Source organism: Bradyrhizobium erythrophlei (assembly GCF_900142985.1).
GTDB lineage: Bacteria > Pseudomonadota > Alphaproteobacteria > Rhizobiales > Xanthobacteraceae > Bradyrhizobium > Bradyrhizobium erythrophlei_B.
In genome coordinates this window covers 543,959-560,332 of the sequence record NZ_LT670849.1, presented here as the reverse complement: position 1 = coordinate 560,332, position 16,374 = coordinate 543,959, and the positions used below count along the sequence as shown (strand labels likewise).

The 16,374-nt window shown below is 62.8% G+C and carries 12 protein-coding genes; 8 read left to right on the top strand and 4 right to left on the bottom strand.

What is annotated here, in order from left to right:
- Positions 1–66: 66 nt before the first annotated feature.
- Both BUA38_RS02470 and BUA38_RS02460 read right to left on the bottom strand, forming a co-directional pair.
- Positions 67–2,106, bottom strand: a complete 2,040-nt coding sequence (locus BUA38_RS02470) for a YgiQ family radical SAM protein (protein ID WP_072816553.1) — start codon at positions 2,104–2,106, stop codon at positions 67–69.
- A gap of 216 nt (positions 2,107–2,322) precedes the next feature.
- Positions 2,323–3,648, bottom strand: a complete 1,326-nt coding sequence (locus BUA38_RS02460) for a L,D-transpeptidase family protein (RefSeq protein WP_072825760.1) — start codon at positions 3,646–3,648, stop codon at positions 2,323–2,325.
- Positions 3,649–3,897: 249 nt separating this feature from the next.
- Between BUA38_RS02460 and BUA38_RS02455 the strand changes: the two genes are divergently transcribed.
- The gene (locus tag BUA38_RS02455; RefSeq protein ID WP_072816551.1) at positions 3,898–5,556 is read left to right on the top strand and encodes an FAD-dependent oxidoreductase; all 1,659 of its coding nucleotides are present in this window, start codon (positions 3,898–3,900) and stop codon (positions 5,554–5,556) included.
- Between the two features lie 14 nt (positions 5,557–5,570).
- On the opposite strand, the gene BUA38_RS02450 is transcribed toward BUA38_RS02455, so the two are convergent.
- A complete protein-coding gene (locus BUA38_RS02450) occupies positions 5,571–5,966 on the bottom strand; it encodes a helix-turn-helix domain-containing protein (RefSeq protein WP_156898356.1) in 396 nt (131 codons plus the stop codon).
- Positions 5,967–6,607: 641 nt separating this feature from the next.
- Between BUA38_RS02450 and BUA38_RS02445 the strand changes: the two genes are divergently transcribed.
- Entirely contained in the window at positions 6,608–6,883 is a 276-nt protein-coding gene (locus BUA38_RS02445; RefSeq protein WP_072816549.1) for a hypothetical protein, read from the top strand.
- Between the two features lie 235 nt (positions 6,884–7,118).
- Positions 7,119–7,853 carry a cytochrome c biogenesis CcdA family protein gene (locus tag BUA38_RS02440; RefSeq protein WP_072816548.1) on the top strand — a complete coding sequence of 245 codons (735 nt, stop codon included), beginning with the start codon at positions 7,119–7,121 and terminating at the stop codon, positions 7,851–7,853.
- Between the two features lie 13 nt (positions 7,854–7,866).
- On the opposite strand, the gene BUA38_RS02435 is transcribed toward BUA38_RS02440, so the two are convergent.
- Complete coding sequence (locus BUA38_RS02435; RefSeq protein ID WP_072816547.1) at positions 7,867–9,144, bottom strand: serine hydrolase domain-containing protein; 1,278 nt, start codon at positions 9,142–9,144, stop codon at positions 7,867–7,869.
- A 139-nt stretch (positions 9,145–9,283) separates the two neighbouring features.
- On the opposite strand from BUA38_RS02435, the gene BUA38_RS02430 reads away from it, so the two are divergent.
- From BUA38_RS02430 to BUA38_RS02410, 5 genes are all read left to right on the top strand, one after another.
- The gene (locus BUA38_RS02430; RefSeq protein ID WP_072816546.1) at positions 9,284–10,192 is read left to right on the top strand and encodes an intradiol ring-cleavage dioxygenase; all 909 of its coding nucleotides are present in this window, start codon (positions 9,284–9,286) and stop codon (positions 10,190–10,192) included.
- A 340-nt stretch (positions 10,193–10,532) separates the two neighbouring features.
- Complete coding sequence (locus tag BUA38_RS02425; RefSeq protein WP_072816545.1) at positions 10,533–11,915, top strand: MFS transporter; 1,383 nt, start codon at positions 10,533–10,535, stop codon at positions 11,913–11,915.
- A gap of 75 nt (positions 11,916–11,990) precedes the next feature.
- Positions 11,991–12,416, top strand: coding sequence for a globin family protein (locus BUA38_RS02420; RefSeq protein WP_072816544.1), 426 nt, complete (start codon positions 11,991–11,993; stop codon positions 12,414–12,416).
- An 8-nt stretch (positions 12,417–12,424) separates the two neighbouring features.
- Complete coding sequence (locus BUA38_RS02415; RefSeq protein ID WP_072816543.1) at positions 12,425–13,642, top strand: NAD(P)/FAD-dependent oxidoreductase; 1,218 nt, start codon at positions 12,425–12,427, stop codon at positions 13,640–13,642.
- Positions 13,643–13,655: 13 nt separating this feature from the next.
- On the top strand, positions 13,656–16,361 hold the full coding sequence (locus tag BUA38_RS02410) for a nitrate reductase (RefSeq protein ID WP_072816542.1): 2,706 nt from the start codon (positions 13,656–13,658) through the stop codon (positions 16,359–16,361).
- Positions 16,362–16,374: the final 13 nt, after the last annotated feature.

Here is a 16,374-nt window from a genome sequence, read left to right as displayed (position 1 = left end):
GACGCCGCAATGGTGGAAGGGCGGGGCTGCTCTGCGAGCTTGCCGCTTTCGTTAAAGCCGGGCCGCTCACTTGCGCAGCGGCACGCCCTTGGTGGTGAAGCGCTGCATCCTGCCGCCGTGGCGCACCGGCCGTCGCGTTCCGGCAGCCTTGCCGGTTCCGGGCGGCTGATGCGCCGGCACGAGCTGGTCGGGGCGCGAGCCGATCAAGTCGGCCCGGCCCATCTGCTTCAGGGCGTCGCGCAGGATCGGCCAGTTGTCGGGGTCGTGATAGCGCAGGAATGCCTTGTGCAGCCGCCGTTGCCGCAGTCCCTTGATCGCCTCGACCTTGTCGCTGCCGCCGCGCCGCACCCCGCGCAGCGGATTGACGCCGGTATGATACATGGCGGTCGCGGTCGCCATCGGTGAGGGCAGGAATGTCTGCACTTGATCGGCGCGGTAGCGGTTTTTCTTGAGCCAGAGCGCGAGGTTCATCATGTCCTCGTCGGTCGTGCCGGGATGCGCCGCGATGAAATAGGGGATCAGGAAGTATTTCTTGCCGGCCTCTTTCGCGGCGGCATCGAACATCTCCTTGAAGCGGTCGTAGGCGCCGATCCCCGGCTTCATCATCTTGTCGAGCGGGCCGCGCTCGGTGTGTTCGGGCGCGATCTTCAGATAGCCGCCGACGTGATGGGTGACGAGCTCCTTGACGTATTCCGGGCTCTTCACCGCCAGATCGTAGCGCACGCCGGAGGCGACCATGACCTTCTTGACGCCCTTGACCTCGCGAACCTTGCGATAAAGCCGGATCAGATCGTCGTGCGACGTATTCAGGTTCGGGCAGATGTCGGGGAAGACGCAGGACGGACGTCTGCACAAGGCTTCGACCTTCGGATCGTTGCAGGCCATCCGGTACATGTTGGCGGTCGGCCCGCCGATGTCGGAGATGACGCCGGTGAAGCCCGGCGTCTTGTCGCGGATGCGCTCGATCTCCTGAAGGACCGAGCCCTCGGAGCGGTTCTGGATGATTCGGCCCTCGTGCTCGGTGATCGAGCAGAAGGTGCAGCCGCCGAAACAGCCGCGCATGATCGTCACCGAGAATTTGATCATGTCCCACGCCGGGATTTTGGCATCGCCGTAGGACGGATGCGGCGCGCGGGCGTAGGGCAGGTCGTAGACGGAATCCATTTCGTCCGATGTCAGCGGGATCGGAGGCGGGTTCAGCCACAGGTCGCGGTCGCCATGACGCTGAACCAGTGGCCGGGCGTTGCCCGGATTGCTTTCCCGATGCAGCACGCGCGAAGCTCGCGCATAGGCCTCGCGGTCCTGCTCGACCTGTTCGCAGGAGGGCAGGCGGATCACGGTGTCGCCCGCCTGACGGCGCGCGCCCTCGTCGGCGGCGTCGAGATCGTCCGCGTGCAGCTCGCTGTAATTTTCAGGCATGCGGCGGAACAGCGCGACACCCCTGATGTCGGTGAGATCGCGCGGCGCTTCGCCTGACGCGAGCCGGTGCGCGACCTCGACGACAGCGCGTTCGGCGTTGCCGTAGAGCAGCAAGTCCGCCTTGGCGTCGGCCAGCACCGAACGGCGCACCTTGTCGGACCAGTAGTCGTAATGCGCGATACGCCGTAACGAGGCCTCGATGCCGCCGAGCACGATCGGCACATCCTTGAACGCCTCGCGGCAGCGTTGGGCGTAAACGATGGAACAGCGGTCCGGCCGCCGGCCGCCTTCGCCGTTCGGCGTATAGGCGTCGTCATGGCGCAGCCTTCGGTCCGCCGTGTAGCGGTTCACCATCGAGTCCATGTTGCCGCCGGTGACGCCGTAGAACAGCCTTGGTTTGCCCAGCGCCTTGAAAGGTTCGGCCGATTGCCAGTCCGGCTGCGCGATGATGCCGACGCGGAACCCCTGGGCCTCCAGCAGCCTGCCGATGATCGCCATGCCGAAACTCGGGTGATCGACATAGGCATCGCCCGTTATCAGCACGATATCGCAGGCATCCCAGCCCAGCCGCTCCATCTCGGCGCGGCTCATCGGCAGGAACGGCGCCGCCTTGCCGGAACGCGCCTCGCGGCGCGACCACGACATCAGAGGTTTTTCAGCGAGAGCTTGGATATTTTGGATATTCATGGCTTACGCATAGGACTGCGGACCTGCAAATACAACCTGATATGTCGGCCGGGACACCGGTCGGAACGGTCGCCCTCATCGGCGGCGTTGCCTTTGCAACCGACCACGGTACGCGCCTCACGGCGGGCGCCGGGATCGGCGGTCTCGCCCGCGAATTTCACGTCGTTTTCGATGCGGGCGCGCGGATCGCTTCCGTTCTGATTGAGATCCGGCCGATCACCTTGCCAGATGCGCCGTCAGCGGGTGATTGGCGGCCTGATTGAAGAAGGCGGCTTCTTCGGCGGTCGCCTCAAGGAGCTGCTCGTCCTGGTCGTAGATGTCGTTGCGGAACTGGATGGTCTGGTCGCGGGTCATCCACGCCGTCAGGTAGATCCAGGCCACCGGCACCTTCTTCGGAAGCACGATGTCCTCGCGCTGGCCGGTGGCGATCGCCGCATCGATCGCCGCCCGATTCCATTTCGGCATCTCCTCCTGCAACAGCCAGGCGGCGAGATCACGGACATTGTCGACGCGTGAGCAGCCATGGGAGTCGAAGCGATAGTCGTCGCTGAAGAGATTGCGCTGGTTGGTGTCGTGCATGTAGACCGAATAGGGGTTCGGCATGTCGATCTTCACCGCTCCCAACGCATTCCAGTTGCCGTTCTGCTGACGCACCGTGAAGTTCGGCGTGTGGCTGCCCGACCAGTCCACCGACGACGGATCGATCGGATGGTCGTGGCCGTCGAGCACTTCCATGTGCATGCGCGACAGGTAGCCTGGGTCCTTGCGCATATGCGCGGAGATTTCGGTTTTCGCAATCGAGGACGGGACAGTCCATGTCGGGTTGAGATTGACGCTGGTGATCTCGGCCGTCAGCGTCGGTGACGGCTTTTCGGTCTTGCCGACGATGACGCGATAGCGCCGCACCACCGTGTCGTTCTCGACCGCTTCGGCAAAGGCCGCAGGCAGGTTGACGACAACGTAGCGCTGGCCGAACGGGAAGTTCATGTTTTCCACCCGTTCCAGCGACGCCTCGAGCTGCTTGATCCGTTTCTGGACCGAAACATTGAGCGCAGCCAGCGTGCGCGGCGTCACGGTGCCGGTGGCGGCAAGACCATGGCGTACCTGGAAATGTTTGACCGCCTCGGCCAACGTCTCATCGAACGGGCCGGATGCTTTGTCGGCGGCGAGGTCCTCGGTGATGATCAGCCGGCGGCGCAGCAGATCGTCGTTGGGACCGGCGACGCCGATCGCGAACTTGGCGTCCGCCGGGATCGTCGGCCAGCCGCCGCGAACCGCGATGTCCGAATAGCTCAACGCCGCTTCCTTGATCCGCTGCGCGGTACCCTCGTCGTAGGTCGGCTCATGCGACAGTGCGAGCGCCGCCGCCGAGCGCGATTCGGGAGTTGAGGCAGGCGCCGCGGGCCTGGCGGCGTGGACCGCCGCCGGCTTTGCGGCATTCACCGGGGTCGGGAGCCCTCCCGCCGGACCATTGTTCTGGGCCAAAGCGGGCACGGCCGCCAGCAAAACCGCGGACAGGCCAAGGAGATGAATGGGTCGCATAACAAAGTCCTTAAACAAGGCCGAACGACATATCCTGATGATCATGCCGCCGGCCAAGCCGGATGCAAGGTCTCGAACCATGAGCGATAAGCATTGCCGTCCAATTAAGCCGGAATTCGGTGCTCATCCCCTCGCAGGCCGCCTTTCGCGAAACGCGTGCCGCTTTCGATATGTCGCTGGCGCAGCTAGTCTGGTTCGCGAAAGCGCAGCTTTTTAAGAGCAAAGAACAAGGCGCATCAAGGAGGCTGGATGGCTGCTGATCTCGACGCGAATGTCCTGGTCGTCGGCGCGGGGCCCGTCGGGCTGACGTTGGCCATCGATCTGGCCTGGCGCGGCATCGAGGTGACGGTGGTCGAGGCGCGGGCGGCCGCCGAGCCGCCCGAACCCAAATGCAACCATGTCGCCGCCCGCACCATGGAAATCTTCCGGCGGCTGGGGCTTGCCGAACAGATCCGCAATTCGGGCCTGCCCGCGGATTACCCCCACGACATCAGCTACCGCACCGCGTTCACGGGAGAGGAATTGACGCGAATTCCAATTCCCTGCCGCCGCGACCGCTTTAGCCGCAGGGATGGTCCGGATTGCAACTGGCCGACGCCGGAGCCGCCGCATCGTATCAACCAGATCTTTCTCGAGCCGATCCTGTTCGAGCATGCTGCTGCCGACAGGCGCATCCGCATCCTCAACCGCACCTCGGTCGATGACGTCAGGATCGGCGATGACTTCGCCGAGGTGCAACTGCGCGACCTCGAGACGAATGCTGTGACCATCAGGCGATGCCGCTACCTGATCGGCTGCGACGGCGCGCGGTCGATCGTGCGCAAGGCGATTGGCGCTGCCTTCGAGGGCGATGCGGTGATCCAGCGCGTGCAGTCGACCTACATTCGTAGCCGTGAGCTGATGTCGCGGCAGCACACCGCGCCGGCCTGGGGCACCGGGGCCATCAACCCGCGCCGCTCCGGCATGGTCTACGCGATCGACGGCCGCGAGCGCTGGCTCGTCCACAATTACATGAGACCAGGCGAGGGCGATTTCGAAACGGTAGATCGCGACGCCTGCATCCGCACCATCCTGGGGGTGGGTGCGGATTTCAAATATGAAGTGATCTCGAAAGAAGACTGGGTCGGGCGGCGGCTGATCGCGAGCCAATTCCGCGACGCCAACGCCTTCATCGCCGGCGATGCCGCCCATATCTGGGTGCCCTATGCGGGTTACGGCATGAATGCCGGAATCGCCGATGCGACCAACCTGTCATGGATGCTGGCGGCGCATCTCAATGGCTGGGCGCCGGCTTCCATTCTCGATGCCTATGAGGCCGAACGGCTCCCGATCACAAGTCAGGTATCGCGGTTTGCGATGTCGCATGCCGAGGCCGAGATCCGCCGCCGTGGCGCGGTGCCCGAAACCATCGAAGAGAATAGCGCTGAAGGCGAGCGCGTTCGGCGCGAGACTGGCCAGCTCACCTACGAGATCAACGTTCAGCAATACGCCTGCGCCGGCCTCAACTTCGGCAGCTATTACGATCGCTCGCCGATCATCGCCTATGACGGCGCCATGCCGCCCGCCTACACGATGGGCAGCTTCACGCCCTCGACCGTGCCCGGATGCCGGACACACCATCTCTGGTGCGCGGACGGAGCTTCGCTGTACGACCGGATGGGGCCGGAATTCACGCTGTTGCGCTTCGACCCGGCGCTGGACGTCGGGCCGCTTCGGCGCGCTGCCGAGACCAGAAATGTGCCGCTCGAACTACTCGACGTCACGGCGCCGGATGAAATCGTGCGCGAAGGCGCGCTGGTGTTGTCGCGGCCCGATCAGCATGTCGCCTGGCGCGGCCATCGCGCGCCAGCCGATCCGCTATCGCTGATTGATCACATCCGCGGCGCATCGAAGCAGACCGCCGGGTAGAACCTGATCGGGGATCAGTCTTCGTTGGCCGCAATCGATTCCATCAGGGAGACGAGCTGGCGCTGTACCGTCTGGTCCTTGATCTTGCTGTAGGCGCGAAGCAAGCGGAGGCTGAAGGCGCTGTCGAGAAACAGCAGGCTTTCCACTTCCCGCGCCTTGCTGTCGCCATCGTAGAAGAAAGTGACAGGCACATCGAGCGCGGTTGCGATTTGCTGCAAGCGGGCAGCACCCACGCGATTGACGCCTTTCTCGTATTTCTGGACCTGCTGGAAGCTCACGCCGAGTTGTTCGCCAAGCTCAGCCTGCGAAATCTTCTGTTCCACGCGCCGCAACCGGATTCGCTTGCCCAGCTCGATGTCGGGCTTGCCGGCACTGCGCTGCTTCATCTTTTTCGCTACAGATTTGTTCATACTAGTTCTACCGTCCTTGGCTCATGAAGCGCCCGAATAAGCGGAATCCGTGGTCACTTCTTATACACTGGTTCCAGACTCTGTTCTAATAGACGAAACTCGCATCCATATCCGGAAATCTACGGATATTCAGGCGTTCTACGGGCAACCTTAATGGCCGTCAAAATGAATGATGCTCGTAATGCGACCTAAAACGGTATCTCGTTCCGAAAGCCGGTGTAATTGTTGCTCACAGTGATAGGCCTATAAAATACGCTCCAACGGCGTTTTCCCCAGTACTTTCTATCTAAGGGGCGTTTGATCGGTTTTTGCAAGTGATAGGTCATTTTACAACCTTGGGTCCAGTTGGAGCGGGACGTTTTGACGCGTGCACCAGTTGAGGCCGCGGGCGGGGTTGTTCACCTGGTTTCAGTTGCCAGCGAGACGCGGGGAAGCAAGCGACCTCGCGGCTGGCGTCAGCCGGAAAGCCAAGGGAGGTTCGGTTGCTCCCGCATCAGTACGGGATAGACTCCGATGTCACAAATCTGTGTAAGGACGAAATCTATCTTCTCAGTCCTAATACGGGGGACTTTTTGTGTTGGCGAGGTGTTGATTGATCCATCGCGTCGACCATGTTGCGCGCTCGATAACGGAAACACGCTGTGGCTTTTGTCGAAGAAAATTTGCAGGACGTGCTGGCGACCCTCGAGGAGTGCCAGGCGGCCCTGGTCAGAAACGGTGATCGCGACACGGCACAGCTCGTTTCGGTGGCGATCCTGGAGCTTCGGATCAAGCTGAACCGGATCGAGGATTCGGAATTGAAGGCGTTGTGCGATGCAATGCTGCGGGAGGTCGATACGGCCTCAAAATCGGCCTATCCGAAGCCGCAGGAGGGCGTGCGGCGGCGGCCTCCGGTGTCCCTGAAGCTCGTCAAGTAAGGCCGGATCAAGCGTTAGTGTGGCGACGCTGACGTTCCTTTCAGTTTCGCGGCGATCCCTTCAAAGGAACGTCAGCGTCAAAGCCACACTAGAATCATATATTTGCTAGTGTCCCTTTGGTTCTGACATTCGTAAAAGTGCCCGCTTCGACAAGATACGAATGTCAGAACCGGGACACTAACCGCGGCGTCGTGATTTTGCGGATTCCTCCATTTCCGCTACATCAGCGCCTATCATGATCCATGACGTTTCGATCCCCGCCGCGCTGATTGCGGGCCTTGTCAGCTTCCTGTCGCCCTGCGTGCTGCCGCTGGTGCCGCCTTATCTCGTCTACCTCACCGGCGCGACCATCGAACATGTCGCCAATGGCGAAGCCGCAGCGTCGTCCCGCCGCGCGGTGATGGTGTCGGCCGTGATGTTCGTGCTCGGCTTTTCCACGGTGTTCGTGGCGCTCGGCGCCAGCGCCTCCCTGATCGGCGGCTTCATCCATGCCTGGTCGGCGGAATTGTCGCTGGTGGCGGGCGTCGTGATCATCGTTATGGGCTTGCACTTCCTCGGGCTGACGCGGATCGATCTGTTGATGCGGGAAGGCCGGATGCCGATCCCGAAACCCGTCGGGTTGTGGGGCGCCTATCTGATGGGGCTTGCCTTTGCGTTCGGCTGGACACCGTGCATCGGACCGATCCTGGCGGCGATCCTGTCGATTGCGGCCTCTGAGGCGACCGTCACGAAGGGCGCCGGCCTGCTTGCGGTCTATTCCGCAGGCCTTGGCATTCCGTTCCTGATCGCGGCCTTCATGGTCGAGCAATTCTCCTCGCTGTTTGCGCGCATGAAGCGGCATCTGGCGCGCGTCGAACAGGCCATGGGGGTGCTGCTGGTCGTCACCGGCATCGCCTTTCTGACCGGCGGCGTCTCGACGGTCAGCATCTGGCTGCTCGAGACCTTTCCGAGCCTTCAGAGCATTGGCTGAGACTGAGTGTGTTCTAGAGATTACTGTCGTTGATCGCCGAATAGATCATCGTGCGCAGCTCGCGCCGGATCGGCGTCGCGGTCGATGGCAGCACCTGGGTCATGAAAATGGCGATCAGTTCTTCCACCGGGTCGATCCAGAACGAGGTCGTGGCCGCGCCGCCCCAGGCGTATTCGCCCGCGCTTCCGGGAATAAGCGTTCGTGCCGGATCGAGCGTCACCGAGAAGCCGAGGCCGAAGCCGATGCCGTGATACGTCGCCTCGGAGAACAGCGATCGCGACAGTTCCGGCAGCGTCTTGCCGCCCGGCAGATGATTTGATGTCATCAGCTGAAGCGTCTTTGGTCCGACCAGCCGGACGCCGTCGAGCTCGCCGCCATTGAGCAGCGCGCGGCAGAAGGCGAGATAGTCGGCCGAGGTCGAGCACAGCCCGCCGCCGCCGGAGATGAACGAGGGCGGCGACAGGAAGGAAGAAGTCGCCGGGTCGTCCTGGAGCGTGAGGCCGCCCTTGCGGTCGGTGGCGTGAAAGGTCATCGCGCCTTGCGGGCTTGCCGAGTAACACGCCGCCAGGCGGCGGTCCTTCTCTGCGGGAACGAAGAAGCCGGTGTCCTTCATGCCGAGGGGAGCGAAGATCCGCTCCTGCAAGAACGTTTCGAATGGCTTGCCGCTGATAAGTCCGATGAGATAGCCGATGACGTCCGTCGAGACCGAGTAATTCCAGGCCTCGCCCGGCGAGAACTCCAGTGGAATCTTGGCGAGATCCGCGACCAAGGATTGCAGCGTGCCGGCTTTCTCGACCTCGCCGATCTTCAAGTCCCGATAGGCCGCATCGACGTTGCCGCGCTGCTGGAAGCCGTATGTCAGGCCAGACGTGTGCCGCATCAGGTCGATGATCTGCATCGGCCGGGACGGTGGGCGGGTGAGAAAGGCCGGCCATATGCCGGCCTGGAACACGCCGAGATTTTTCCATTCCGGAATATATTTATGGACCGGCTCATCGAGCGCGACGCGGCCTTCCTCGACCAGCATCATGAAGGCGATGCTCGTGACCGGCTTGGTCATGGAATAGATGCGGTAGATCGTGTCGTCCTTGACGGCGACCTTGCGCTCGATATCGGCCAGACCCATCGACGAATTGTGAACGAGCTGGCCGCGGCGATAGACCATGAGCTGGGTGCCCGGAAAGCGGCCGGCCTCGATGTAGCGCTCGCGCAAATGACGATCGATCCGCTCCAGCGCGGATTTTGACATGCCGGCGGCTTCGGGCGAGGCGAGGGAAAGCGGGCTCGGCATCGGATTTCACCTCTTGAAAAGTGGAACGCAGGTCTTAGCCCATATCGGCATGGCGTTCCAATGGCGGCCGCTTACCTTGGCCGATCGGCTGGTGTAGGTTCTCCGTAATCAACCATAACCCCCAAGGACGTAGCGAAAAATGCCCCAGTTCAACGAGACCGAACTCACCGAAGCCGTCATCAAGAGCTTTGAAGAAGTGAAGGAGCCGCGGATCAAGTTCCTGATGGAAGAGCTGGTGAAGTCCTTGCACGCTTTCGTGCAAAAGACCGACCTCACGTTCGCCGAATGGGAGTATGCGATCGATTTCCTCACGCGTGTGGGGCAGAAATGCACCCCGAGCCGGCAGGAATTCATCCTGCTCTCGGACGTGCTCGGCGTCTCGATGCTGGTCGACGCCGTCAACCATCGGGAACGCGAAGGCGCGACCGAGACCACCGTGCTCGGGCCGTTCTATGTCGGCGAACACAAAGTGATGCCGCACGGCACCGATGTGTCTCCCGCTCTCGCCGGTGAGAAAATGTTCGTGCAGGGGCGCGTCACCAATCTCGACGGCAAGCCGCTTGCCAACGTCCCCATCGATATCTGGCACGCCGACGATGACGGCTGGTACGATTCACAGAAGCCGGACTATGAGACGGCCGGTCCATCGTCGCGCGGGCGCTTTGTCACCGACGCCGAAGGACGGTTCTACTTCCGCACCATTTTGCCGTGCAGCTATCCGATCCCGACCGACGGTCCGGTCGGCCAGATGATCCTTGCGCTGCATCGCCATCCGATGCGGCCCGCGCATGTGCATTTCCTGGTGAATGCGCCCGGTCACGAGCCGCTGGTCACCCACGTCTTCGTCGAAGGCGACAAATATATCGACACCGACGTCGTGTTCGGCGTGAAGCAGGAGCTGATCGCCAAGGTCGAAAGGCGCACCGATCCGACCATGCCGGACGGCAAGCCGGCGGCGGCGCCTTGGCATCTCATGACCTACCAGTTCCGCCTCAAGCCGGGGCAGGGCGCGGCGCCGAAGCCGATGGCGGTCACCGAGGACGCTTGAGTAGAGGGCCGTATGATCCCGAGAGTCGGGTTCATACCTTGAACTTAGGCAGTCTGCCCAATCGTTGTGCGGCGCACAACAAATGGGCTTTTGCAAATTTTGAATGCGGATTGCAGCGGCGCGTTTTCCCGGGCCGCTGAGGCAACCATTTGTCTTATCTAAATTTTTCGTAACGCGGTGGCTTGGCACGAAGCTTGAATAATTGTTGCTGACGCCACCGATGCCGTCCGCCGAATAGCCATTCATCCGATTTGCGACCGCTTAACCGGGCTTCGCCCGGAGCGTGCTGCCATGTCTTCGGAGTGCCGCGCGACCGTCCCTTCACACAAGGAAATATGCAATGAGCTCGAAAGACCCGACCTGGATTTCAGACTGGAACCCCGAAGATCCGACCTTCTGGGAAACCAGGGGCAAGGTGACCGCCCGCCGCAACCTGATCTGGTCGATCGTGGCCGAGCATATCGGATTTTCGGTCTGGCTGATCTGGAGCATCGTCGCCACCAAACTGCCCGCGGCCGGCTTCCATTACACCACCGATGAGCTGTTTCAACTCGTCGCCATTCCGGGCCTGATCGGCTCGCTGATGCGCTTTCCCTATACCTTTGCGGTGACGACTTTCGGCGGCCGCAACTGGACGATCTTCTCGGCCGCGGTGTTGCTCATTCCGACGATCGGGCTCGCTTATTTCGTCAGCCAGCCCGACACGCCGTTCTGGCTGATGCTGCTGGTGGCGTCGACCGCGGGCCTCGGCGGCGGCAACTTTGCCTCCAGCATGGCCAATATCTCCTTCTTCTATCCCGACCGCATGAAGGGCTGGGCGCTTGGCCTCAACGCCGCCGGCGGCAATATCGGTGTTTCCAGCGTTCAGTTGCTCACGCCGATCCTGATGGGCCTCGGACTTTTCAACCTGTATCAGGCAACGCCCGTCTCGGGCGTCTTTCTCCAGAATGCCGGCCTGATGTGGATCCTGCCGATCATCATCGCGGTGTTCGGCGCGGTCTTTTTCATGAACAACCTGACCTCGGCGAAGTCCTCGTTCAAGGATCAACTCGCGATCGTCAAGCGCAAGCATACCTGGATCATGTCCTTTATCTATATCGGGACGTTCGGATCCTTCATCGGCTACTCGGCGGCGTTTCCGCTGTTGATCAAGACGCAGTTTCCGTCGGTCACCATCGCGATCGCGTTCCTCGGGCCCCTGGTCGGCTCGCTGTCGCGTCCGTTCGGCGGTCTGCTTGCCGACAAGATCGGCGGGGCGATCATCACGTTCTGGAATTTCATCGTGATGGCTGCGGCCACCATCGGCGTCATCTATTTCGTCGGCAACAAGGACTTCACCGGCTTCCTGGTGATGTTCCTCATTATCTTCGTCACCACCGGCATCGGCAACGGCTCGACCTACCGGATGATCCCCTCGATCTTCCGTGAGGAAAATCTTCGCAAGGCCCGCGGCAAGGGCGAAGCCGGACGCTTGGCGGCGATCAAGACCGCCAGCATTGAAAGCGGCGCGGCGGTCGGCTTCATCGGCGCGATCGGCGCGTGCGGCGGTTACTTCATTCCGAGCGGCTTCGGCAAATCGATTGCCGTCACCGGCGGTCCGCAGCTCGCGCTCGTGATTTACCTCGGCTTCTACGCGATCTGCCTCGCCTTTACGTGGTGGTTCTACCTGCGCCGCAGCCCGGCGGAGGCAGGCGCGACCAGTCTCGCCGAAGCACGCATCTGAGCAGAAGAAGTCGGCCTCGTCCCGCACGCGGGACGAGGTGAGGGCCAAAACCAGAGGCAACAGCGGGAGCGAGAGATGACACCGGATCAGGTCAAGCTTGTTCAGCAGAGTTTCTCCAAGGTCGTGCCCATTGCCGATCAGGCGGCGATCCTGTTTTACGATCGCCTGTTCGAAATCGCCCCGCAGGTCAAAGCGATGTTTCCCGCCGACATGACCGAACAGCGGAAAAAGCTGATCGCCATGCTTGCGGCCGTCGTGAACGGTCTGGGCGACTTGCCCTCGATCCTGCCGGCCGCGAGCGCGCTTGCCAAACGCCACGTCGCCTATGGCGCCAAGGCTGCGCATTACCCGGTCGTCGGCGCCGCCTTGTTGTGGACGCTGGAAAAGGGACTGGGCGAGGCGTGGACGCCCGACGTCGCCGCCGCATGGACCACCGCCTACGGCACGCTGTCCGGTTTCATGATTTCAGAAGCCTATGGCAGTGCCCAGGCCGCCGAATAGGAAGCCTCATGAGTGAATCGCTTGTGATCGTTGGCAATGGCATGGCGGCGGCACGTCTGGTCGACGAGCTTGCCAAAGTGGCGCTCGGGCGTTTTGCGATCGCGGTTATCGGCGCGGAGCCGAGGCTTGCCTATAATCGCGTGCTGCTCTCGTCGGTGCTCGCCGGCGAGACCGCCTCGCATGAAATCGAACTGAAGCCCGCCAACTGGTGGCGCGATCGCGGCGTCACGCTGAAGTATGGCTGCGCCGTCGACGAAATCGACGTCGGCCGGCGCGAACTGAAGATCGCCAGCGAGGAGAGCATCACGTTTTCCAAGCTGGTGCTTGCGATCGGGTCGTCGCCGTTGCGGCTGAATGTGCCCGGCGTCGATCTGCCGGGCGTGCATACGTTCCGCGACAGCCGCGACGTTGACCTGTTGCTGACGCTGGCGGCCGCGAAAAAGCGCGTGGTCGTGGTCGGCGGCGGCTTGCTCGGCCTTGAAGCCGCGTATGGTCTTGCCAAAGCGGGCGCGCCGGTGACGTTGGTTCACCTGATGGACCGGCTGATGGAACGGCAGCTCGATGCGCCCGCGGGGGCGCTGTTGAAATCGCTGGTCGAGAAGAAAGGCATCAACGTCCTGCTCAACGCCAGCACCAGCCGCATTCTTGGGCAAAGCCGCGTCGAAGGCGTCGAACTCGCCGACGGACGTTGCATCGAAGCCGATGCGGTGATTCTTGCGGCCGGCATCCGGCCGAACACCGCACTCGCCAGGGACGCCGGCATTCCGGTCAATCGCGGCGTCGTCGTCGACGACCATCTCCAGACCGGTGCGGACGGCATCTTTGCGCTTGGCGAATGCGCCGAACATCGCGGTATCTGCTATGGCCTGGTCGAGCCGGCTTACGAGCAGGCGAGGGTGCTGGCGCAGCATCTCGCCGGCCGCAAGGCGGCGTATCCCGGCAGCGTGGTCGCCACCAATCTCAAGGTGTCCGGCGTCGGCGTGTTTTCGGCCGGCGAGTTCATGGGCACCGATCGCAGCGAAGCGATCGTGCTCGGCGACTTCAGGCGCGGCGTTTACAAGAAGCTCGTGATCGAGGACGGGCGGCTGACCGGGGCGGTGCTGGTCGGCGATACCACGGATGCGCTCTGGTATCTCGAGTTGATCCGCAAGCGCGAGAATATCGTTGGCCTTCGCAAGGACATGATGTTCGGCCGCCCGCCGGCAACGCTGGCCGTGGCCGCATGATGGGTTCACTTCGATGACGGCGGTCGATCCCGCGCTGAAAGCGACCTCCACGACCTGCCCGTACTGCGGTGTCGGCTGCGGCGTGCTGGCGACGCCGGACGGCAGCGGCGGCGCGGCGATCTCCGGCGATCCGTCGCATCCGGCGAATCTCGGCCGGCTTTGCTCGAAGGGCTCGGCGCTCGGCGAGACGCTCGGCCTTGAAGATCGTCTGCTGTATCCGATGATCCGTTGCTCCAGCGGCGCGATGGAGCAGATCGCCTGGAGCGATGCGCTTGACCACGTCGCACATCGTTTTGCGCATATCGTTGCGCGCGACGGCCCCGGCGCGGTCGCGTTCTATCTCTCCGGGCAACTTTTGACCGAGGATTACTACGTCGCCAACAAGCTGATGAAGGGATTCATCGGCAGCGCCAATGTCGACACCAATTCGCGGCTGTGCATGGCCTCATCCGTGGCGGGTCATCGCCGCGCCTTCGGCGCCGACACCGTGCCCGGCCTTTATGAGGATCTCGACCAGGCCGATCTTCTGATCCTGGTCGGTTCCAACGCCGCCTGGTGCCATCCGGTGCTGTACCAGCGCATGATCGCCAACAAGCAACGGCGTGGCGCGCGCATGGTCGTGATCGATCCGCGCAAGACCGACACCTCGGAAGACGCCGACCTGTTTCTCGGCGTGAAGCCCGGTTCCGACACCGCGCTGTTCTCCGGGCTGCTGGTTTATCTCGCCGACAATGAGTTGATCGATCGCGACTACATTGCGCGTTACACGGCAGGCTTCGACGAAGCGCTTGTCCGCGCGCGCGCCATCGCCGGCAGCGTCGCGGCGACCGCGCTGGCGACGGGTCTTTCCGAACAGGACGTTGCGGCGTTCTTCCAAATGTTCGCGGCGACGCCGCGCGTGGTCACGCTTTACTCGCAAGGCGTCAACCAGTCGGCGCAAGGCACCGACAAGGTCAACGCGATCCTGAACTGCCATCTTGCGACGGGACGGATCGGCAAAATCGGCGCGTCGCCGTTTTCGTTGACCGGGCAGCCGAACGCGATGGGTGGCCGGGAAGTCGGAGGCCTTGCCAACCAACTCGCCGCGCATATGAACTTCACGCCGCCCGATATCGATCGCGTGCGCCGGTTCTGGAAAGCGCCGCGGATCGCCACCCATGAAGGGCTCAAGGCAGTCCAGATGTTCGAGGCGATCGGCCGCGGCGAGATCAAGGCGCTGTGGGTGATGGGAACCAACCCGGCGGTGTCGCTGCCGGATGCCGACGCCGCGCGCGATGCGTTGAAGAAACTCGAATTGTTGGTGATCTCCGAAAACGTGCTCTCCAACGACACCGTCGGCGCTGGCGCGCACGTCTTGCTGCCGGCGCTGGCCTGGGGCGAGAAGTCCGGCACCGTCACCAATTCCGAGCGGCGCATCTCGCGCCAGCGCGCGTTCTTAGCCGCGCCGGGCGAGGCGCGGCCGGACTGGTGGATCATCGGTGAAGTTGCCAAGCGTCTCGGCTTCGGGGCAGCGTTCGACTACAAGTCGGCGGCGGCGATCTTCCGCGAGCATGCAGCGCTCTCTTCCTTCGAGAACAACGGCAGCCGCGATTTCGATATCGGAGCGCTGAGTTCGGTGTCCGACGAGGGGTTCGACGGGATGTCGCCGATCCTTTGGCCGTTTCGCTTCGGCGATATCGAACCATCAGAGCGATTTTTCTCTGGCGGTGACTTTTTCACCAACGACCGCAAGGGACGCTTCGTTGCGCCGGAACGGCCGGTGCTGCGTACCGAGACCCACGAGGGCCGCCCGCTGCGGCTCAATACCGGCCGCATCCGTGATCAATGGCACACCATGACCCGCACCGGCATGAGCCCGCGGCTGGGTGCGCATCTGCCGGAGCCGTTCATCGAGGTGCATCCGGACGACGCCGCGCGATATGGTCTCGCCGACGGCTCTTTCGCCCGCGTTACCACCGATCACGGCCAATGCACGCTCAGGGTCGTGGTCAGCCCGCGGCAACAGCGCGGCATGCTGTTTGCGCCGATCCACTGGAGCGAGGCGAATTCATCCAGCGCCCGCGTCGGTTCGCTCGTTGCACCGTTTACCGATCCGTTCTCGGGCCAGCCGGAAGCCAAAGCGACCCCGGCGTCGATTGCGCCTTATGAATATGTTTTCTGCGGTTTCGTGCTGTCGCGCAAACCGTTGAAACTGCCCGACCACGCCTGGTGGGCGCGCGCCACCGTCAATGGCGGGCTCGGCTATCTCATCGCCGATAATGCGGACCTCAAAGGCTGGTCGTCGTGGCTGCGATCGGTCGCAGGTGAGGAACTCGCCGAATACAGCGATTTCGGCGGCGGGGTTTATCGCGCGGCATCGTTTGCCGGCGATGCGATCGAGACCTGTCTTTTCCTCGGGCCGGCACGCGACGCGGGCGATTGGGGTATCGTGAAGGAACTGTTCGCGGCCGGTCCGCTCGCCGACGATCAGCGGCGAATGCTGCTATCGGGCAAACCGGCGCAGGGATTGGCGAGCACGGGGCCGGTCGTCTGCGCCTGCTTCGGCGTCGGCCGCACCACGATCTGCGATGCGATTGCGGCGGGTAGCCGCTCGGCGGCCGAAATCGGCCTCAAGCTGAAGGCCGGCACCAATTGCGGCTCGTGCATTCCCGAACTCAAGCGCTTGATCGCGCAGTCGGGAACCGATCACGACCATGGGAAATTGGTCGCGGCAAGCTGACCGGCGGCTGCCG